This is a genomic window from Porphyromonas crevioricanis, assembly GCF_900167225.1.
In the GTDB taxonomy this organism is placed as follows: Bacteria; Bacteroidota; Bacteroidia; order Bacteroidales; family Porphyromonadaceae; genus Porphyromonas; species Porphyromonas crevioricanis.
Genome location: NZ_FUXH01000005.1, coordinates 1 through 20,937, shown reverse-complemented (window position 1 = coordinate 20,937; position 20,937 = coordinate 1). Strand labels below are relative to the sequence as shown.

General features: G+C 45.4%; 15 protein-coding genes. 11 read left to right on the top strand and 4 right to left on the bottom strand.

The window, feature by feature from the left end; translation table 11 throughout:
- The first annotated feature begins 95 nt into the window (after positions 1-95).
- The 11 genes from B5D48_RS03905 (at position 96) to B5D48_RS03850 (ending at position 16,250) form a co-directional block, all read left to right on the top strand.
- Positions 96-3,101: a leucine-rich repeat domain-containing protein gene (locus tag B5D48_RS03905; RefSeq protein WP_023935934.1), complete on the top strand. Its 3,006-nt coding sequence runs from the start codon at positions 96-98 to the stop codon at positions 3,099-3,101.
- A gap of 606 nt (positions 3,102-3,707) precedes the next feature.
- Positions 3,708-5,690: a peptide MFS transporter gene (locus tag B5D48_RS03900; protein ID WP_023935928.1), complete on the top strand. Its 1,983-nt coding sequence runs from the start codon at positions 3,708-3,710 to the stop codon at positions 5,688-5,690.
- Positions 5,691-6,485: 795 nt separating this feature from the next.
- Positions 6,486-7,130: a MarR family transcriptional regulator gene (locus B5D48_RS03890; protein ID WP_023935924.1), complete on the top strand. Its 645-nt coding sequence runs from the start codon at positions 6,486-6,488 to the stop codon at positions 7,128-7,130.
- A gap of 2 nt (positions 7,131-7,132) precedes the next feature.
- Positions 7,133-7,840: a DUF3307 domain-containing protein gene (locus B5D48_RS03885; protein WP_234703629.1), complete on the top strand. Its 708-nt coding sequence runs from the start codon at positions 7,133-7,135 to the stop codon at positions 7,838-7,840.
- Positions 7,841-8,013: 173 nt separating this feature from the next.
- Positions 8,014-8,619: an FKBP-type peptidyl-prolyl cis-trans isomerase gene (locus B5D48_RS03880; RefSeq protein ID WP_023935920.1), complete on the top strand. Its 606-nt coding sequence runs from the start codon at positions 8,014-8,016 to the stop codon at positions 8,617-8,619.
- Positions 8,620-8,822: 203 nt separating this feature from the next.
- Entirely contained in the window at positions 8,823-10,214 is a 1,392-nt protein-coding gene (tig, locus tag B5D48_RS03875) for a trigger factor (RefSeq protein WP_023935917.1), read from the top strand.
- A gap of 142 nt (positions 10,215-10,356) precedes the next feature.
- Positions 10,357-10,968 (top strand): 50S ribosomal protein L25/general stress protein Ctc, encoded by a 612-nt coding sequence (locus B5D48_RS03870; protein ID WP_023935915.1) that lies wholly within the window; start codon positions 10,357-10,359, stop codon positions 10,966-10,968.
- 173 nt (positions 10,969-11,141) lie between these two features.
- On the top strand, positions 11,142-11,699 hold the full coding sequence (pth, locus tag B5D48_RS03865) for an aminoacyl-tRNA hydrolase (protein ID WP_023935911.1): 558 nt from the start codon (positions 11,142-11,144) through the stop codon (positions 11,697-11,699).
- A gap of 136 nt (positions 11,700-11,835) precedes the next feature.
- A complete protein-coding gene (pheT, locus tag B5D48_RS03860) occupies positions 11,836-14,313 on the top strand; it encodes a phenylalanine--tRNA ligase subunit beta (RefSeq protein WP_023935909.1) in 2,478 nt (825 codons plus the stop codon).
- 50 nt (positions 14,314-14,363) lie between these two features.
- Positions 14,364-15,080 carry a YebC/PmpR family DNA-binding transcriptional regulator gene (locus B5D48_RS03855; protein ID WP_023935907.1) on the top strand — a complete coding sequence of 239 codons (717 nt, stop codon included), beginning with the start codon at positions 14,364-14,366 and terminating at the stop codon, positions 15,078-15,080.
- Between the two features lie 159 nt (positions 15,081-15,239).
- Complete coding sequence (locus B5D48_RS03850) at positions 15,240-16,250, top strand: type I phosphomannose isomerase catalytic subunit (protein WP_023935903.1); 1,011 nt, start codon at positions 15,240-15,242, stop codon at positions 16,248-16,250.
- A 63-nt stretch (positions 16,251-16,313) separates the two neighbouring features.
- On the opposite strand, the gene B5D48_RS03845 is transcribed toward B5D48_RS03850, so the two are convergent.
- The 4 genes from B5D48_RS03845 to B5D48_RS03830 all read right to left on the bottom strand — a co-directional run bounded on the left by B5D48_RS03845 (position 16,314) and on the right by B5D48_RS03830 (position 20,390).
- A complete protein-coding gene (locus tag B5D48_RS03845) occupies positions 16,314-17,324 on the bottom strand; it encodes a GNAT family N-acetyltransferase (RefSeq protein WP_023935901.1) in 1,011 nt (336 codons plus the stop codon).
- A 97-nt stretch (positions 17,325-17,421) separates the two neighbouring features.
- On the bottom strand, positions 17,422-18,159 hold the full coding sequence (locus B5D48_RS03840) for a lysophospholipid acyltransferase family protein (RefSeq protein ID WP_036888481.1): 738 nt from the start codon (positions 18,157-18,159) through the stop codon (positions 17,422-17,424).
- Positions 18,160-18,211: 52 nt separating this feature from the next.
- Entirely contained in the window at positions 18,212-19,105 is an 894-nt protein-coding gene (gene lptB, locus B5D48_RS03835) for an LPS export ABC transporter ATP-binding protein (RefSeq protein ID WP_023935897.1), read from the bottom strand.
- Positions 19,106-19,211: 106 nt separating this feature from the next.
- Positions 19,212-20,390: a glycosyltransferase family 4 protein gene (locus B5D48_RS03830; protein ID WP_023935895.1), complete on the bottom strand. Its 1,179-nt coding sequence runs from the start codon at positions 20,388-20,390 to the stop codon at positions 19,212-19,214.
- Positions 20,391-20,937 lie beyond the last annotated feature (547 nt).

The following is a 20,937-nucleotide window of genomic DNA, read 5'->3' as shown; positions in this document are numbered from 1 at the left end:
TTACATACTCGTGATTTTTTGGCCTTTGTCTTTTGTATATTTGCTCACCGAGGGCGTATAGTCGCTCCAAGTCAATAATAAAAACAAAGACAAGTATGGTGAAACTCACTAAGCTACAGTGGCTTGTTTGCTTCCTTTTGGCATCTATCTTGGGTGTTCAGGCTCAGACGGACAAGCCTGTTGTTACAATTCGCACGCAGTTGGAGTTTGGCTCTGCTATCACTCTTTACCCCAAAACAGAGAGCTATGACATTCCAATTAGTATCGATTTTGGAGATGGTCAATTAGAAACCAAAAACATTGATCCGAATGCTTCCGGATACTTCTCGAAGTTTGAGGGTACCGTAAAAGGCGAGGAAATTAAGATTTATGCTCCTTTGACCAAACTGGAGGCCGATGAGTTGAAAATTACTTCTATCAAACTTCTTCAGCAGGATAAGCTCAAATATTTGTCTCTCAAGAAGAATCTGATCACCAAGGATCAATTGGATTTGGTGGGTGCTCCCAGTTTAGAGACATTGGATTTGAGCTATAACAAGATGTCTTCTTTCGATTTCAGACCTTTCACAGCCCTGAAAGTTCTCAATATTTCTCACAACGAGTCCGTAGGGAATATCTTGGTAGAAGGGCTTGAGAAAATAGAGACGATCGATCTCTCTTATTGCGATGTAAGTGTATTCTATCCGGTACGCCTGCCTAATCTGAGAAGCCTCGATCTAAATCATAATGCCTTGATGGAACTAGAGTTGGGGGACAACTATCCCATGTTGAGTTCTTTGAATGTTTCAAAGAATGAGCTCACAACTTTGAACCTCTCGAAGTGTACAGAATTAGCGCAGCTCAATTGTGACTCCAATGCCATGGCTACTCTCGATGTTTCTGCCAATGTGAAACTTGTCAGACTTAATTGTGCGGTGAACAAGCTGAAGTCTCTTAATGTCTCTCACAATACGGAGCTTACCGGTTTGTCTTGCGGGTTTAATGATGGGATCAGTGCACTTGATATTTCCAGCCTTGGTAAACTCTCCGATTTGAGTTGCGAGAGCAACAAGATCGATTTCTTGGATTTGTCCAACGCAACATATCTCAAGAGACTTAATGCTTCGGGCAACGAGCTTGCCTTTCTTGATTTCGATGCCAATGGCGGTAGCCTGCAGTTCGTTGATGTCAGAGACAACAAGAATATGACTGCATGCTCTATCAACTTCATGTTTATGACTCTCCCTGTGCATAACGGCAGGGCATGGAGTGCCAACCTGCTTATCAAGGGTTGTCCTGGGGCAGAACAATCGGATCCCTCAAAGATCGAGATGCAGAGCGAAGATACCCCTTGGATTTTAGACGTAAGGGGCGATCAGTCGGCTACTTGCGATCAGGTACCTATAAAAATTATCGAGTCGAAAAATGGCACGATGTCTCTGACTCAATCCACCAACAAGTATGGGCAAGAGTATAGGCCGATAACGGACAAGGCCTATATTGGTCGTTTGATCAAAGCCGAAATCAAGGCCAATGAGGGTTATGAATTTGCAGGTATCAAGGTCAATGATAAATTGTTTAGACACAATCGGTTTGTGATTAGTGAGGCCAATTCTACTATTGAACCAGTATTTTTGCTCCCATCCATACTTACACTCAAAGCCAAGAAGGGGCATGATCTATCCATTGCCTTTACTGTTCCGGAAGGTTCCGATGGCTTGACTATCGACTGGGGAGACGGAGTAAGGATGCCTTACAACATTTCCTCAACGAGTTTGACCCGTCTGGATCACAAGGCTCTGGGCGAAACGATCAAGATCGAGGGAGAGATCAAGCATGCGATGTTGGATAGCTATCCCCAGGTAGGCGATTTTGATAACGACCTTCAGGGAATTGAAATACAAAGCCAGTCGAAGCTCGAAATACTCGAGTTATTTATGAATCCGGGGATCAAGAAATTAGACCTCAGAGGATGCCCCAATCTTCAGGAATTGAATTGTGAGTTCTGTGGGATTGAGACATTGGATGTATCCAATCTTGTAGAGCTAAAAACTCTCCGCTGTAGCGGCAATGAGTTGCGCAGTTTGGATGTGAAGAATTTGGTTAATCTCGAAGATTTGGGTATCAAGAAGAATCATATTTCGGAGATGGACCTGACTGCTAGTACAAAACTAAGAAAACTGGAGGTGCATACAAACCAACTATCCGATATAAAAGGCTTGGATAAGCTGACGGAGCTTGAGATGTTCAATGCTTCTTTCAATAATCTCTCCAATATAGATGTCTCCAAAAACGGCAAATTGACCGCTCTCTATCTATCCGGTAACCAGCTCGAGAAGCTCGATTTGACCAATAATACAAGTCTTGTGTCTCTCCATTTTGATAGGAATAAGATTAAGCATCTTGATCTTTCCAAAAATATCAATCTCGGAGCTATCCATTGTGAAAGCAATGGGATGACAGCTTGTGAATTGAATGACTTCTATTTTACTCTCCCACAGCACAAAGCTATCCCCGACTATCAGCAGAACTTTACCCTCTTTGTTAAGGAGGCCGAGAGTGATTCGCACAATCAAGCCGAGAAGGCAGCCTCTCTCATTGCTTCTCTCAAGGGTTGGAAAGTAAATTATGAAGGTGATGGCACGGGGTGCAATGAGGCCTACATCCAGATCCTACCTGCTGAAAATGGAGCTTTGTCTCTCCTGAAAAGTGACGGAGGAGAAGTGAAGTCTGGAGATAAGGTGAAAGTCGATACTCCTCTGACGATCAAAGCTGTTGCTAACGAGGGTTTCCACGTGAAGCATGTTCGTGCCAACGGAAAGAATATCGAGGATCTTACTATTCCCTATGTCCTGAAAGGTTTCACGGTCTTCCAGCTCATTACTCAGCAGGGAACGGCTGTTTGGGTGCCTGTTGAAGAAAATATCTTTGGCATATCCAATCATACAATCCTTGTGAATTGTAAGGCTCAAGCCGTTAGTCTGTACGACCTTATGGGGAACACTATCTATAAGGGTGGTAAGGAGGACAGCTACCGAATCGAAGTCGAACCGGGCGCATACATCCTTCAGATTACAAACAATCAGAATAACATGCGGGCTTACAAGGTTATTGTAGAGTGACCGAATATGCTATTGAGAGGTTTGGAGTAGTCTTTCCTTTCAGTCGCTAATGAAGAGCGAGACCGTGTCGGAGTATCGATCACGGTCTCGCTCTTTTGGATTGAGCTTTTTGGAGACTTTCGAATGAATGTTCTTGAATGGCATTTGAAACTCGTCATTTTGTTGACTTTGCAGAATACTGTACTTAATGCATTGTTGCAAAATCGTATAACGATCCCTTTGCCATAGAGAGGAGGTTAGTTAGCGGAGAGGCGGAGATATGGCACGAAGAGAATGCTTTTTCTGCATCGGAATGCGGTATGTATGTCTTCGTGGGCAGAATGGAATCTCGATGATAGTAATGTAGACCAAAGTTTGTACATTTGTAGATAATCACATAGATAGTGTAGTACATGTTTCTCGACCATTGGTTTTTGGTTTTTGGCTTTTTTTGTCACCGTTGTGCTGTCTCTTGTGTGCAGATTGAGGAGTCTCTCGGTTGTGCAGATCGAGACAATGGCTTTGCCATACAAAAAGCTGATATATACAGAGACCGGATAGAGTGAAACTATTGAATATTCATACAATCCATATTATAATTCTAAACCAGTAATCAAACAAAAATTTATGGCAAAGAATCACCCCAAAGGGCTTATCGTTTTGGCCCTTGCCAATATGGGCGAACGCTTCGGCTATTACACCATGCTGGCCATTTTAGCGCTGTACATGCAGGCTAAGTTCGGATTCTCATCCGCAACGACTAGCTTGATCTATGGCACATTCCTCGCTTTGGTGTATTTCCTACCGGTTTTCGGAGGTATTGTGGCTGATAAGTGGTTGGGCTACGGCAAGACCATCCTTATCGGTATCACTATCATGTTTGCCGGGTATCTGCTTTTGGGTATTCCATTCGGTACCGACTCTGTTGGTATCCTGTTCATGTCCTTGTCGTTGATATTGATTTCGGCCGGTACGGGACTTTTCAAAGGGAATTTGCAGGCTTTGGTAGGTAAGCTGTACGACAATCCTTTGTACAGCAAGAACCGAGATATGGCTTTCTCTATTTTCTACATGTTTATCAACATTGGTGCTTTCTTTGCTCCGAGTATGGGAAATACCATTACCAATAGCGTATTGGCAAAGGAGAATTTTTATTACGATGCCTCCATACCCAGAAACTATGTGGCATTGAATGACAAAGTGGTCGATGCCGATCAATTCGTGGCTGAGTATGCTCGCAAACACCCTCACTACAGTGGTTGGGCTGCTGACAAGCAGGACGAGGCAATTGCCAAGGCTAAGAAAAAAGCCGGGGTGATGTTTGCCGAAGATGAGGCAAAGGTCCTCTTCAACCTCAAGTTGGCAGGTCTGCATCAGTATACCAAGGCTGGCAAGATCTCCGATCCGGCTTTGATGGTGACTTCCAGTGACTACGAAATTATAAACAGCCGGGATGCTGCCGATGCTGCCAAGAAAGAACAAATATTGGCTCGTGTGGCAGCAGCAGAAGTGACAGATCCTGTTCTTTTAGCTTCCACTGACTCAAAGGGCTTTGAGCGTGATTTCGGTAATAAATATGTGACAGAGTTGCTCTCTACTTCGTACAGTTGGGCTTTCTTTGTTGCTTGCGGTAGCTTAATCATCTCTATTCTTATCTTCTTCGTTTTCCGCTCTACATGGAAGTCTGCCGATGTCACAGCCAAGCAAGCCAAGGCTGCAGCTGCCAAGGGCGAACACTCAGCCGTAGAGATGTCTCCGAAAGAGGTAAAAGAGCGTCTTTTGGCTCTTGGTCTGGTGTTCCTCGTTGTTATCTTCTTCTGGATGGCTTTCCACCAGAATGGCCTTACCATGACCTTCTTTGCTCGTGACTATACCGAAAGCAAGGTGTCACCTAACCAATTCATGGCCTTCTCTCTGGTGATGCTCATTCCTTTTATTTGCTTCATGTACGGAGTTTATCTTTCAAGTTTTGGTTTGTTGGGAGGAAAGCGCAACGCCAAGACCGGTCTTATCCTCATTGTGCTGGGTATTGCCGGACTTGTCGGTGGTTACTTCTTAGACATTGCTTCTATCACTGAGGCTACCAAGAGTATTACTCCGCAAATCTTCCAGCAGTTCAATCCATTCTTTATCATCCTGCTCACACCTGTGACGGTAGGCTTTTTCACCTACCTGTCTCGTCGTGATAGAGAGCCTTCTGCTCCTCGCAAGATCGGTATTGGTATGCTGTTGGCCGCTGTCGGCTTCCTCGTATTGCTGGTTGGCTCTATCGGTTTGCCTGCACCCAGTGACATTGAGGGTACCAGCAGCATATTGGTAAGCCCCAATGTACTGATCGGTACATATTTCGTACTTACTCTGGCTGAACTTTTCCTTAGCCCGATGGGTCTGTCGTTTGTGTCCAAGGTGGCTCCTCCTCAGTATGCAGGTTTGATGCAAGGTGGTTGGTTGGCCGCCACAGCTGTGGGTAACTTGCTTGTAGGTGTGATGGGATCTTTCTGGGAAAAAATGTCGTTGGTAGCTTTCTGGGGCGTTCTGATCGCTTGCTGCTTGCTCTCTGCTGCATTCATTTTCTCTGTAATGAAGCGTCTGGAGCGTGTGACAGCTTAAGGGAAATCGTCTTATAATTTCAATACCCGAGAGGAGGGTGTGTCCATAATCCAATTTATGGCACACCCTCTTTTTATGTATTAGATATTCAAGATATAACAACGTGTTTTTCTGTTTAGCCTTGTGAATTTTTGTCCTCTTTCTGAGCTGCTTTTATACTCGGATTGCGGTCCTTCGGAGTGGGTTTTCCTGCTCTTTTTTTGATGTCCATAGGAGCTGTTTTTTGCTGACACGGGAGAGAGCGAAAATTCTCTCCTGTGAGAGCAAAATTTTTCTCCTGTGAGAGCAAATTTTTTCTCAGGAGAGAAATTTGACCTCTCCAAAACGCTCTATTCATCGGTGTTCTGGAAGGTCTTTCAGAACGCATAAAAGGCTACCCATTTATCTGTATGCATAGCCTCTTTTTCCCTCTCTTTTTCCTCTTTTTTTCTGCGATCGAATATTTACAAAACATGTTGGTTTCGAGAGCGTAAAATAGGAGCTTTCACCCAAACAATTGCAGATCGAAGCTCCCTGCCATGTTGGGCCCGTGTGGGCAAGAGTAAGCCAAAGTAAATATGACTATTAGCAGCTTTATGTAACGCTGTACTTGCGGCATCGCTATGGATATTGATGGTATTACTTCCCATCCCTGATGACACTTCTTTTATTTATGGAAAGCCTCCCTTATTTAGGTGATTCTTGGATAACAACTCTTTTATGCTGATTTGATGAAATCAACCTGATTAGGCTGATTTGTCAATCTTATGTGCTACTTTTGTGGCAGAATAATGTATAATCCTCAGAGGTTGCTACATGAAAATAAAAGGAGTTATTACTGGAGATATTGTTTCTTCCTCATCCATTCAGCTGGAATGGAGAGAGAAGCTATTACTCACTATGCAGGAAATAGCTGAGGACTTGAAAGAGGTCTCGGATTTGCAGATAGAGTTTTTTCGGGGAGACAGTTTTCAGCTTTTGGTGGAACAACCAGAAAAAACATTGCTGGTGGCCATCCTTTTTCGAGCAGGCTTGGTAAGTCGCACACCTCAGGAGAGTAAGAGACGCTGGGATGCCCGTGTGTCTATAGGTATAGGAGAGGTTAGTTTCCTATCAGACAATATCTTAGTCTCGGATGGAGAAGCCTTTCATTTCTCCGGAAGGGAAATGGATGACATCAAGAAAAAGAGACTTACTTTGCGTACGAGGTGGGAGCATATCAATGAAGAGCTATCGGTCAGTACAGCTTTTGCCGATGACATTATTTCGGGATGGACGCAAGCCCAAGCAGAGGTAATCTACCTCGTATTATTGCATGATATTACTCAGAAAGAAATCGCTTCTCGGATTGACAAATCCCCTCAAACAATAAGTAAACTTTTGGGTACTGCCAAGGAAAACTTGATCAAGAAATACTTGGAGCGTTATCAGAAACTAATCCTTAAAGAGATCAATAAATGAACATGATAGTACTATTACGACTGCTTTTCGCCCATGTCCTTGCCGATTTTGCATTGCAGTCGGACAAACTATCCAAGGGGAAAAGTGCGGGAGGACGTAAAGGTTTTGACTACCTTCTGCTGCACAGCTTTATTCATGCTGTATTAGCCTACCTATTCGTGGCACAGTGGACGAATTACCTGCTCCCTCTTATCATCTTCTTTACCCATTTCGGAATGGATTGGTTCAAAGCCACGAAAATGAGACAGACTATAACAGCTTTCCTCTTGGATCAGGTGGTACACGTTGCCGTGATCCTTGTCTTATGGCTTGTGTTCTTTGCCGAAGGATTTACCCTCTCTCAACTTCCCATGGAGTGGAATACGCCCAAAGTATGGCTCATTGCCATCGCATATCTGCTTGTTCTGCAGCCATCCTCCATTCTTTTGGGACTGTTTATTGCGAAATGGACGCCACAGGAGTTGAAGGATAAATCTCTTCCGAATGCAGGGAAGTGGATTGGATATTTGGAACGTTTGCTCATCCTGACTTTTATCCTGACTGAGAGTATAGAAGGGGTAGGTTTCCTTTTGGCTGCAAAGTCTATTTTCAGATTTGGGGAGTTGAACAAGGCCCGTGAAATACGAACGACAGAATATGTTCTGATAGGCACATTGGTAAGTTTTGGTATCGCCATTATGCTTGGTTCGGCTGTTTTGATGCTGCAATAGGGCTAAGCTAGCTCCTCATGTTTCACTCCATATATAGTATTATCTTTGCGCCGAGCTATCTAGATCGTGCAAGGAACTGTATGTCACTGCAAAGTGAGAGGATGCAGTCTAAGAAAAGCACGAAGAGTTATTGATAGCCAGGTAATTGAATCAAAACGAAAAGAAGATTTAGGATGAAGACAATATCCAACAATTTGTTTGTAGCCTGCAAGTATGAACTCTTTGCAGGTGAGCAGGAAGAGCGTCAGCTTGTGGAGCAGGCAACAGCCGAGAAGCCCATGGCTTATATCCATGGCATGGGGCTGATGCTGGAGGCTTTCGAGAAGAAAATGCAGAACCTGAAAGTGGGAGACAAGTTCGATTTCGAGTTGAGCCCGGAGGAAGCCTACGGAATGACCAATAAGGAATACATCATTGATTTGCCCAAGAAAATCTTTCAGAATGATAAGGAAGAATTTGATGCTGAAAACGTATTCCCGGGTAACACCTTGCCTATGAATGACAGCGAAGGGAATATGCTCGTGGGCAAAGTGGTCGAAGTAAAGGATGATGTAGTGGTAATGGATTTCAATCATCCGTTGGCCAATAATTACCTGCACTTCGTAGGAGAGGTCTTGGAGGTACGAGAGGCTACAGCCGAAGACAATGCACAGTTCTTCAATAATCATGGTGGTTGCAGCTGTGGTTGCGGTGACGAACATGAGTCAAGTTGTGGCTGCGGAGAAGAAGGTGGCTCCTGTGGCGGAGGTTGTGGCGGTGGCTGTAGTTGTGGTTGCTGATACTTTATCTATATAGGAGATACACATACTTGAATTTAGAGCGACAGTCTCACAAACTGGGCTTTTGCCGGTTCGTGAGACTGTCGCTTTATTAGTCGGTTGATATTGTGTACCTTTGCCGAGCTATTGTCGGCCGGAGGCTGAGCTCCTGGTCGATAATGCTTGGATATTTTGTATTTGGAATACAACAAGTAGGAGAATATATGAATGTAAATATTAAGTACACGGATGATGTACAAGCCGTACTGACAGTAGAGTTGGCCCAGCAGGATTATGAGGCCGAGGTAGAGAAGTCACTTCGCTCTCACAGGTCTAAGGTAGATATGCCGGGATTTAGGAAAGGCCATGTACCTCTGAGCTTGGTAAAGAAGAGATTCGGTCTTGCTGTTAAGATCGAGGAGATCAACAGAAAAGTCGGAGAGGCCATGTACAACTATATTCGCGAAGAGAAGATACATGTTCTCGGAGAGCCGATGATCAAACAAGAATATTCGGATCAGGATATGGAAGGCCTGCAGGATTTCAAGTTTGATTTCGATGTTGCCATTGCTCCGAAGTTGGATATAAACTTGGGCAAGGAAGATAAGATCGTCTTCTATAATATCTCTGTTTCCGATGCCGATATAGACGAGCAAGTTCAGCATATACGCGAGCAGAATAAGGTTTCTGTCGATGCTGATTCTTACGAGGAGGGAGACATCGTTAAGGGACGCCTCACACAGTTGGAAAATGGACAGCCCAAAGACGGTGGTATAGAGAAAGAAAATGCCGTCTTGTTCCCTCAGTTTATGAAAGATGAGACTGAGAAAGCCAAGTTTGCCTCAGTGAAGCGCAACACGGTGCTCACACTCGATTTGTACAAGGCTTATGAAGGAAACGCCTTCGAGCTTTCTTCTCTCTTGGGCATCGACCGCAAAGAAGTAGAGCGGTGTAAAGATGTCGAGTTTGCTTTTGAGATTGCATCTATCTCACGGAAGAAAGATCCCGAATTCAACGAAGAGTTCTTCAAGACCGTATTCGCTGAACAGGAAGATGTGACAGACGAAGCCTCTATGCGCAATTGGATTCGCACCGATATGGAGCGTCAGTTGAGAGAGGAAGGGGATTATAAGTTCCAGGTAGACATGTATAAATATCTGGCAGATAAGAATCAATCTGCTGTTTATCCTCTGGACTTACTCAAACGCTGGTATGCCAATCAGAAGCGCGATGAGAAAAAGACAAGCGAGGACGCAAGTGCCGAAGTAGACAAGATGCTCCCAGCCCTCACAGAAAGTCTTCTGAGAGATAAGTTGGCTGAGAAGTATGATGTCAAGCCGAGCAAAGATGAGCTTATGGCCCTTGCTCGCAAGATCACGCAGGCACGCTTTGCCCAATATGGCTTGTCGAGAGCTCCGCAGGATTTGATAGACAAGTATGCTGCCGAAATGTTGCAAAACAGAGAGCAGAGTGAGCACGTATATCTCCGAGCTACGGATATGCTTTTGGCACGCCGTATCCAATCCGAGGTGACACTGGATGAAAAGACATTGAGCCAAGACGAATACAAAGACTTGGTTGCTAAAGAAAATATAGAAGATAGCGCAGAGGCATAATAGACTTCTTAGGAGTCGGGTTTTATCTGGAAAGAAGGGAAAACCTATCTTTGCGCCACTTTTGAGATAAAAGTCTGATATCCCTCCGTGTGATGGGAGATTAGGTAAAGCTAATTTTGAGTAACACAAAAAACAGACAAGAATGAAAGAATTTAACCTGAAAGCCAATCCTCGTACGGATCTTGGTAAGAAAGCCTCCAAGGCTCTTCGTGTGAGCAATGAAATTCCTGCCGTACTTTACGGGGAGGGAGAAGTGCAGCATTTGGTAATTACGCAGGAGGCTGTACGCAAGTTGGTTTATAGCCCGGAGATCTTTTTGATCAATCTGGATGTAAATGGCCAGTCTTGCAAGTGTATCATGAAGGATATTCAGTTCCACCCGGTAAACGACCGTATTTTGCACATGGATTTGCTTCGTGTGTCTGAGAACAAGCCTGTGGTTATGGAAGTGCCGGTGGTACTCAAGGGACACTCTGTCGGTGTGAAAGCCGGTGGTAAGCTCCAGCTCGATATGCGTCGTCTGCGTGTAAAAGCTGTTTATTCGTCTATTCCTGAAAATTTGGTTATCGATGTTACCAAATTGGGTCTCGGCAAGACAATCCAAGTTGGAGAGCTTGCTTTTGAAGGCTTGGAGTTGATGAATGCGAAGAACGCAGTTGTATGTGCAGTGAAACTCACTCGTGCAGCGCAAGGTGCAGCTCGTGCCGCCATGATGGAGGCTACTGATGAGGAAGAAGAAGCTACGGAAGAGTAATTTTTTCTGACCTGACAGATCTCCTTGTCCTCTCTCTTCGAGAAGATGAGGATGAAGATTTGCCCAAGGAAATGTTTTTGGAGGCTGTCTATGAAAAGTGTATTGCTTTTCGAGGGCAGCCTCGTTCTTTTTTTTGATTTTGATAGAAAAGACAAGATCCATTTGTCGATAAGATGAAGTATTTGATAGTAGGACTTGGAAATATCGGGGCCGAATACTGTGGTACCAGACATAATATTGGCTTTCGCATGGTGAACGCTATTGCTGAGACGGTTGGCGCATTATTTAAGGAGGAGCGTTATGGGGCGATAGCTCGCATGAGGATAAAAAATGCCGAATTGATATTGCTGAAGCCGAATACCTATATGAATCTGAGTGGCAATGCCGTCCGATATTGGGCGCAGCAAGAGAAGATCCCCATAGAGCGGATATTGATATTGCTTGATGATTTGGCCTTGCCTTTCGGAAAATTGAGATTGAAGGCCTCCGGAAGTGATGCCGGGCACAATGGCCTGAAAAATATAGCTCAGTTATTGGGTACGCAGGCTTATCCCAGATTGCGCTTTGGGATTGGCAATGACTACCCTCGAGGAGGGCAAATCGATTATGTCCTCGGGCAATTTTCCGAGGGAGAGCTTACCGAGATGAACCCGGCTTTGGATAAGGTTGTGGAGATTGTCCGTAGCTTTTGCCTTGAGGGTATAGATCGGGCAATGAACCGGTACAATTAAGTTGGTATTTATCAGCCCCTTTGGCCTCTTTGTCAAGTCTCTTTTGCAGACTCATCGGACCGGGTTTGACTCGATGAAAGAGAACGGAATAAATAGCTAAATTTGTACCGCAATAAATAGAAGTATCGCACTACACATGAATATTTCATACAACCGTCTTCGGCGGTATATCGATATAGATTTAAGTCCTAACGAACTTTCCGAGATTCTTACTTCCATCGGTCTTGAAGTGTCCGGTGTCAATCAGGTCGAATCGATCCCCGGAGGCCTCAAGGGCTTGGTCGTGGGGCATGTCTTGACTTGTGAGCCTCATCCCGATAGTACTCACTTGCATGTGACCTCGGTGGATGTAGGTCTGGATACCCCCTTGCAGATCGTTTGCGGAGCTCCTAATGTAGCTGCCGGTTTGTACGTTGTTGTGGCCACTATCGGTACGATATTGGGGCAAGATCAGGCCAATCCATTTCTGATCAAGAAGTCTCGCCTGCGTGGAGTGGATAGCTTTGGGATGATCTGTTCGGAGAGCGAAATAGGTGTTGGGAAGTCCTGTTCCGGAATAATTTCTCTACCGGCAGAGGAGGTATACCCCGGTATGCCTGCTGCAGAGTTCTATAGGGTGGAGACAGATTATGTGATTGAGGTGGATATTACTCCCAACAGGGTAGATGCCACTTCGCACTACGGAGTAGCAAGGGATTTGGCTGCTTATCTTACTGCTCATACGGGTAAGGTTGTGCGTGCTCAATACCCGGAGTTGCCGGAGTTGATCATCCCCGAAAAACCTACTGTTCCGGTTGAGATAGCCTGTCCGGCGGAGCTATGCCCACGTTTTGAGATGCTGAGAATAGATGGCGTACGGGTGGGAGAGAGTCCTACTTGGTTGGCAAATACAATTCGGGCAATAGGGCTCAAGCCGATCAATAATATCGTGGATATTTCCAATTTCGTTTTGCACGAGTTGGGACAGCCTTTGCATTGCTATGATGCCGATATGGTAGACGGAGGTGTTGTTGTGCGTTTGGCCCAGGAGGGAGAGAGCTTTGTTACTCTCGATGGGGTAGAGCGCAAGCTTACCGCCGACGATATTATCATAGCTTCCGGCCGAGACGAGCCTCTGTGTATTGCCGGAGTGCTTGGTGGCTTGGAGTCAGGTACTACCGAGCGCACAGCCTCTGTGCTAATTGAGGCGGCCAACTTCCATCCAACGAGCGTTCGCAAGACAGCCCGTCGCTTGGGCATCAATTCGGATGCCTCTTTCCGCTTCGAGCGAGGTTTGGATGCCAATAATACGCACCGAGCTTTGCTGAGAGCCGCAGCTTTGATTCAGGAGATAGCCGGAGGACAGATAACCTCGGCTGTAACCGATATATATTCCGTGAAGCAGGAACCTCACAAGGTTGCATTGAGCCTTAGTTGGCTGGATCGTCTGATCGGAAAGAAGATCCCTCAGCCGGAGGTTGAGACCATCTTGGAAGCATTGGAGATCCGTATCGCGGATAGGCAGGGAGACACACTACAGCTCGAAGTCCCTCGCTATCGCACAGATGTGACAAGAGATGTCGATGTAGCCGAGGAGATCCTACGCATCTATGGCTACAACAATGTGGAGCTGGACGGACGGATGACAATCTCCATTGGTGACGAATCGCAGGAAGATCGGCAACACAATTTGTCTACTATTCTTTCTGAGCAGCTTGTAGGTGCCGGATTTAATGAGATCCTCTGCAATTCGCTCACTTCTTCATCTTTTTATCACAACTTACATTCTTGTCCCGAATCTCATTTGGTGAGATTGATAAATCCGCTTAGCAATGAGTTGGATGTTATGCGCTCCACCTTGCTTTTCGGGGGGTTGCAGTCTCTCTCTCGCAACGAGCATCGCAAGGCTAACCGCTTCTATTACTTCGAGTGGGGCAATGTTTACAGCTTTGTCCCGAGTGATAAGTCCGAGTCTTCGGCAGATGTTTTGTCGAGCTATCAGCAAGAGACCCGTTTGGCTCTGTGGATTGCCGGACAGCGAGTAAGTGGCTCTTGGGCACATCCCGATGAGGCTTCATCAGTGTCTGAAATCAAGGCACATGTGATGAACATACTCAAGCGTTCGGCCGTGGATACAGAGCAGTTGGAGTTGAGAGAAGGCGGTTCAGACCTCTACAAGGTCAGTATGGATATTTACGCCTCTAATACCTATCTGGGTACTTGGGGGATTATCTCTCCTTCCGTGACAAAAGCCATGGATATTCCTTTTGAGGTTTATTATGCAGAGCTTTCTTGGCAAGCTATTTTTGAGTTAGGCAGTCGTCGGGCCGGATTCGAGGCTCACTCTTTGCCTAAGTATCCCGAAGTGAAGCGAGATTTGGCTTTGTTGATAGATAAAGAGGTGAGCTTTGCTCGGATACAGGAGGTTGCACGCAATACCGAGCGAAAGCTACTCAGGCGAGTGGAGCTATTCGATGTCTATGAAGGTAAGCACCTGCCCGAGGGAAAGAAGAGTTATGCTGTAAGTTTCTATCTCAGGGATGACAATAGGACGATGAGTGAGAAGCAGATCGAGTCCATAATGAACAAGCTGATTCAGGCCATGGATAAGCAATTAGGGGCCAGTCTGAGATGAGCTGCGACAGTAATAAAAATACAACGATATAGCATTTCGAAATAATAGATATGGGAAGAGCATTTGAATACCGTAAGGCGAGAAAGATGAAACGCTGGGGCAATATGGCCAGAGTGTTTACTAAGCTGGGAAAGGAAATCACAATTGCAGCTAAAGACGGAGGACCGGACCCGGATACCAATCCGCGTCTTCGCGTGTTGATCCAGACGGCAAAAAAGGAGAACATGCCCAAGGACAACGTAGAGCGAGCTATCAAGAAAGCAACGGAGAAAGACTTTACGGATTACAAGGAGATCAATTACGAAGGCTATGGCCCACACGGTATCGCTATTTTCGTAGAGACTGCAACAGACAACAATACACGTACGGTAGCCAATATCCGTAGCTACTTCAATAAGCATGGAGGTAGTCTCGGCACGAGCGGTAGCTTGGAGTTCCTCTTCGATCATAAGTGTATATTCCATATCACCAGACCTGAGAATGTAGATCTGGAGAGCTTGGAATTAGAGCTTATTGACTTCGGTGTAAATGAGCTGGAGGAGGATGAGGAAGAAAATGAAATCATCCTTTATGGTGACTTCGCAGATAATAGCACAATACAGAAATACCTTGAAGAGAATGGTTACGAGATCAAGTCGGCCGAGTTTGTTCGTATGCCGAAAGACACCAAAGCTGTTACCGATGAGCAAAGGGAGCAGGTGGATAAATTGATCGAAAGAATCGAGGAAGACGAAGATGTGCAGAACGTATTCACCAATATGGAGTAAAGCTCCATACAGAGCTATTCACGGGTTGCCCTTTTCTGCTCTGTTTAGCAGAGGAGTAAATAAATAGAGTATTGTACAGCCCGAAAACTCACACCAATGCCCTCGGAGTAGACATTGTAGTCTGCAAAGGGGCATTGTTGTTTAATCAAATGACTTTTTATGCATCTTCCCTGTCCGCTTTATCCGCTTCGTTTTGAGCCTTATCTCAAGGAGGTTCTTTGGGGAGGGCAGAGACTGCCCAGGTTCAAAGGCCTTGATGCAACTGACCCGGCAGCTCTCTATGGGGAGTCTTGGGAGGTTGCCCAGTTGCCTGCGCATTGTTCAGTGGTGGCAGAAGGTTCTCTGAAAGGCTATCGGCTTGATAGATTGATAAGTCTCTACGGTCCTGTTTTTATGGGAGGGAAAGTCTACGCACAATACCCCGGTTCCTTCCCTCTGTTGATAAAGTACATTGATGCACAGCAGGACTTATCTATCCAAGTGCACCCGGATGATCGATTGGCGCAGCAGTTGCATGGCCCATCGGCAAAAGGGAAGACAGAGATGTGGTATATCATTGATGCTGCTCCCGGAGCCTCTCTTTACTGTGGATTGAAATCTCCCATCACGGAACAAGAGTACAGGAGACGAATTGCCGAAGGAACAATAGAGGAGGTTTTGATCCGGCATGAAGTAAAAGCAGGAGATGTTTTCTTCCTTCCTCCCGGACGTATCCATTCTATCGGGAAAGGGTGTTTATTGGCGGAGATCCAGCAAAGCTCCGATTTGACTTACCGCATATATGATTTTATGCGCAAAGACAAGGATGGCAATTATAGAGAATTGCATACGGATTATGCTGCTAAGGCAATCGATTATTCTATCCCAACGTCAGGTTATCAGCTTGAATATGAGATTTTTGAAGGGCGTTTTCGGTCACCTTTGGTTAGCTGTGAATACTTCTCTGTTGCGTTGCTGTCAATGACGCAAGGATGCCAAACCGTAGACCTTTCTTTTCGCGATAGTTTTACGATCTTGCAGTGTGTCGAAGGAGAAGGAGTATTGAGGGATCTGCAAGGCTATTCCACAAACTTGTATCGTGGGGATACTCTCCTTTTGCCGGCTCAGATTCGAGGGTTTGTATTAGAGACACAAGGGGGGCTCAAATTGCTCGATACTTACGTCCCATAATTGCTTCTGTTAAGCTCTTCAGGGGCTTATGCCATGACGGAGAGGAGAAGATTCGTCTGGGGATTAACGTAATGAGAGAAGCCTTTTCCGGGTAGGCTGGTCTAATCGCTCTATTGCATAGCGGAGTGTGGTGCGAGGCATGAACGAACCCCATTGTTCTATAAAGGAAATCATTTGATCCACATCTTTCTTTCCGACTTCTCGCAGGGCCCAACCCATGGCTTTGTGTATAAGGTGGTGAGGGTGGCTTAGATTTTCTTGTACAACGTGGAGAGTCGGAGCTATGATGCCTTGCCGGATTAGGCCCAGAGTAGAAACGATGCCGATACGCTTGATCCAAAGATTCGAGTTGGCAGACAAAGAATATATCTCTGTATAATCTTGCCCTTTCTTGTGGGCATAGTCTCCGATAAGATATGGGGCTGAGAGATCGACCAGATCCCAATTGTTTATCCCGGGGAAGTGCTGTACATAGGTCTGATGCAGGAGTTCTCTTTCTTCCGGGAGTTTGCTTTTTCTGTACATCCCGGTAAGCCCAATGACTGCAATAAGTCGCAAATCATGTATAGGGTGGGATAGTAGTTCCGAGATGAGAGATTCGGAGAAAGGCCCAAGTATCTGCTCCGATTTTCGCAGTTGTGGTAAAGTGAGAGGTAACACCTGATCTCCAAAGCCGTATTCTCCGGGTTTGATCCCCAATACTCGCTCTACAAAATATTTTTTCTCTTCCGGTTGGCGCATCGGGCGCAAGTAGTCGGCTATGTCTTCAGCCGAAGCAGAGAGAGCCCGTTGAGAGGCGTTGCGCTGGATAAGCATGGCCGCATAGTTGCAAGCTGAGAGGAGTTTCAGTCGATGTTCTGCGGCATATCTCACTGCTAAATCCACCAGTTCCCTGCCCAAGCCCCCTCCTCTGTGTTTCGGGTCGACCACTGTGTGGAGTACTTTTAGAAAGTTATCGGCTATACATACCACTTCTATATATCCCCCTTCTTGTCCTGATGGAGTTTTTACAGTCAGACGAAAAGGTGTGTTTGCGAATATTCTGTGTTGCTGATAGCGACTTTGGTAGAGCATATTGTGGAAGATTTGAGTGGATAAAAGACCTCCGTTTGATTCGTATAGTAGAATAGGCTCTTTTCCTTTGTCTGAGAAGAGAACCTATGGAACATTATTAGTTCTGCTCCAAGGGAAGAGCTGAGGCAATACTCCTTTTTGCTGCTTCTGCAGCTGCAACAAAGGCTTGTGGTTTCTCACCAAAATCGGATACCTTCATCTCTGGATGGATTGTAAGCTTCAGAAGGGTAGGGCGGGGGAGAACTTTCCCTATTGGAAGGGTTTTATATGAGCCTTCGATTGAGACAGGGAGGAGTGGTATATCCAATTCGTCTGCCATCAGAATAGCCCCTTTTTTGAATCGCCCCATTCGCCCGTTGGTCGTGCGGCTGCCTTCAGGAAATATGAAAATGGATGTGTTTTCGCTCAATACCTTTTTTGCCTGCCGCATGGTATATTGTATGGAGCTGGGTTTGCGGTCGTCCACAAAGATGAACCCAGCATATCGGCAGGCCAATCCGACAAATGGAATTTTGCGGATGCCGTCTTTCATCACCCAGCGGAAAGGGATACCCAAGTGTCCGTACATCATGAAGATATCGAATGCTCCCTGATGATTTGCTACTACTACATAGTTCTGTTTCGGACGAATATGTTCCCTTCCTTGTACTTTTATTCGGCAGCCGGAGAGGATGATTGCCACTTTGGACCATATCATGCCTGGATAATAGGCAAATATCCTTCGTCCGCCCAAACTGCAACCAATGACTGTGACTAAGGTGCAGAGGATTGTGCATACTGTGAAGAGCGGAAAAGCTATTAGGCAGAAATAGAGGAGGTATAATATTCGTAGCATATCGGTATGGAGAGGCTTCGGAGAATGCAACAAAGAGGAGAGGGAGCTGTTTTTACTGCTTTAGGAATTGCTTTCGTCTAAGTTTAAAATCTTTACCCAGATATTTTTCTCTCACAATTTCGTTCTCGGCCAATTCTTCAGCCGTCCCTTGGAATAAGACTTTCCCCTCGAAAAGCAAATAAGCTCTATCGGTGATGCTGAGTGTTTCATAAACATTGTGGTCAGTGATGAGTATCCCGATATTTTTGTTTTTCAGTCCGGCTACAATATGCTGTATATCCTGCACTGCGATTGGGTCTACTCCGGCAAAAGGCTCATCAAGCATGATAAATTTGGGGTCGATTGCCAGACAACGAGCTATCTCTGCACGTCGTCTTTCTCCCCCGGATAATCTGTTCCCATGGTTCTTTCTCACTTTCTCCAAGTGGAATTCCGCAATCAAACTTTCCAACTTTTCGCGTTGCTCCTGAGGGCTTTTGTTTGTCATTTCGAGAACAGCTCTGATGTTGTCCTCGACAGAGAGCTTGCGAAAAATAGATGCTTCCTGTGCCAGGTAACCAATTCCGGCTTGGGCTCGCTTGTATACCGGATATTGTGTGATATCGGTATCATTGAGGAATATTCGCCCTTCATTCGGAACCACCAGGCCGGTCGTCATATAAAATGTAGTTGTCTTGCCGGCCCCATTTGGCCCCAATACCCCTACAATTTCTCCCTGATGCAACTCGATAGATACATGATTGACCACCGTCCGATTGCGGTAACGCTTCACCAAATTCTCAGTGCGAAGCACAAGCGAGGTTTCTGCTTGCTGAGCTGCTGTATCCGAGCTATCCGGATCCAAGAGAGTATTTGTTTGTGTGTCTTCGGGGGAGAGCAGATTGTCTCCGACTTCATCCACTGAGGAGTTGTCCTTTGGGGAATCAAGAGTTGTATTGTCTTCCATAAGAGGGCTTTGTTGAATCACAAATATAGGCAACTTTCAGCTCTCATGCGGAGTTTATCCGACAAGAATGAGGTTATATTTTCGCACAAAATACCTTGTCTATATATCACTTTTCAGCCTCTTCTATCTGACCTTTTTCGAGCTGTTGGTATAGTTTATGATACTCCTCTGCCATGCGTGGAGCCGAGTAGTAGCGAGTGAAGTCCTGCGCTTCTATTTCGTCGAATTGATAGTCAAGAGCTTTTTCTATTGCTAAGGCGCAGGCTTCGACATCGGTTGGCTCAAAGTGTAGAGGTTTGATGGATGGTAATCGCTCTGTTATCTCTTCAAAAGCTGGAATCGCAGAGGATACAACTGTACAACGCATGGCAATTGCTTCTACCACAGTCAAGCCAAAGCCTTCTGTAAGAGATGCCGTAACGTGCATATCCGCTGCACGGAAGTATTCTGGCATATTACTTACCAGACCATCGAAGCGAACACGAACTCCCAAACTCTGTGCCAGAGATCGACATCGTTCCTGCATGATACCACTGCCGAGGAAAATGATAAGGTGATCATCCGATATTCGCTTAGAACTATTGAGCAGCCCCACAGCTCGAATCAGTGTTGGCTGATTTTTCAGAGAAGTGTAGAGACCAACGGCCACCAGAACGGTTGTCGAGTTGGACAATCCCAGTTTCTTGCGGCACTCGGCCTTGGTGTCGACATTTTCCATTTGCCCAAAGCGTTGAGGGTCTATTCCATTGGATACGGTATAAGTGTGTACAGCGGTTCCTAATCTTTTTTTGTAGTAATTGGTTGTCGATTGGGTGATCCCTACGACGGCTTGCATTCGAGATAACTGCGAGAGGAGACGATGCGTCATATAAGAGCCGATCAGTTTCCCCTTTACTATCGGGAAGCTATCACCTGCGATATTGTGTTGAGTGCTTATTCGTCGATACTCCCCATGCAAGTTCGCTGCTACCAAGTCGGGGTGATAGCCATGTGTATGTATCAGATCTATATTTCTTGCTTGGAGTATTTCGTTTATGTGCCGACTCACCTTTTTTGTCCGTAGTTCCAGTTGCCAAAGACTATAGCCAAGGGAGAGTAGTTCGCATCCATGTTCTTTGAAGTGTTGGCGTAGGTTTGCCCCGGAAGGTGCGCTATCTCTCAATTCGATAATTATGGGGAGGTATAGTTTTTTTGGCAGGTATGCTATTATGTTGTATAGTACGTAGACGGGTGCTGCTTCTATTATTCGGTTTATGACAAAAGCGATTGGTTTGGCGGGCTTCATGAGGGCAGAGTAGCTTTAAGAGGCGGTTGTAGCGTATGGGTGCTGCATCTTTGGCGATATTTCTTGGAGTATGATGTGTAGCCCATATAAGACTACTCTGCGAAAGTACAAATTATCGGCCTTGAGGGGGGATGTTGTATTCTGTCATCGTAGGGAACGATTTCTCTTTTTTCTTTCTGCTGATTATTCCTTCTTGCATCTCTTTTGTATCTATATAATTTTCCTAAGAATATTATAATTTCATTTTCTTTTTCTGGTATTTTTTTCTTGAAATTGGGGTATTATTGAGTCTGTTTTTCTCTTGTTTTTTTTGTTCTCTATGGAGCTGTTTTTTTCTAACAGGGGAGCGAGCAAAAATTCTCTCCTGTGAGAGCAAACTTTTTCTCCTGTGTTAGCAAAATTTCTCTGAGGAGAAAAAACCGACCTTTCCAGAACGCTCTATTCATCGGCCTTTTAGGCGGTCATTGTAAAGCCTTTGAGAGGTTTTTTTGTTCACTTGTATTTGGCTGCTTTTTTCAGGTGTTTTTTCTCTTCTTTTTGCGAGCAT

Coding starts and splice junctions, on each gene's coding strand:
- B5D48_RS03905 (WP_023935934.1), top strand. CDS start 96: ATGGTGAAACTCACTAAGCTACAGTGGCTTGTTTGCTTCCTTTTGGCA.
- B5D48_RS03900 (WP_023935928.1), top strand. CDS start 3,708: ATGGCAAAGAATCACCCCAAAGGGCTTATCGTTTTGGCCCTTGCCAAT.
- B5D48_RS03890 (WP_023935924.1), top strand. CDS start 6,486: ATGAAAATAAAAGGAGTTATTACTGGAGATATTGTTTCTTCCTCATCC.
- B5D48_RS03885 (WP_234703629.1), top strand. CDS start 7,133: ATGATAGTACTATTACGACTGCTTTTCGCCCATGTCCTTGCCGATTTT.
- B5D48_RS03880 (WP_023935920.1), top strand. CDS start 8,014: ATGAAGACAATATCCAACAATTTGTTTGTAGCCTGCAAGTATGAACTC.
- tig (WP_023935917.1), top strand. CDS start 8,823: ATGAATGTAAATATTAAGTACACGGATGATGTACAAGCCGTACTGACA.
- B5D48_RS03870 (WP_023935915.1), top strand. CDS start 10,357: ATGAAAGAATTTAACCTGAAAGCCAATCCTCGTACGGATCTTGGTAAG.
- pth (WP_023935911.1), top strand. CDS start 11,142: ATGAAGTATTTGATAGTAGGACTTGGAAATATCGGGGCCGAATACTGT.
- pheT (WP_023935909.1), top strand. CDS start 11,836: ATGAATATTTCATACAACCGTCTTCGGCGGTATATCGATATAGATTTA.
- B5D48_RS03855 (WP_023935907.1), top strand. CDS start 14,364: ATGGGAAGAGCATTTGAATACCGTAAGGCGAGAAAGATGAAACGCTGG.
- B5D48_RS03850 (WP_023935903.1), top strand. CDS start 15,240: ATGCATCTTCCCTGTCCGCTTTATCCGCTTCGTTTTGAGCCTTATCTC.
- B5D48_RS03845 (WP_023935901.1), bottom strand. CDS start 17,324: ATGCTCTACCAAAGTCGCTATCAGCAACACAGAATATTCGCAAACACA.
- B5D48_RS03840 (WP_036888481.1), bottom strand. CDS start 18,159: ATGCTACGAATATTATACCTCCTCTATTTCTGCCTAATAGCTTTTCCG.
- lptB (WP_023935897.1), bottom strand. CDS start 19,105: ATGGAAGACAATACAACTCTTGATTCCCCAAAGGACAACTCCTCAGTG.
- B5D48_RS03830 (WP_023935895.1), bottom strand. CDS start 20,390: ATGAAGCCCGCCAAACCAATCGCTTTTGTCATAAACCGAATAATAGAA.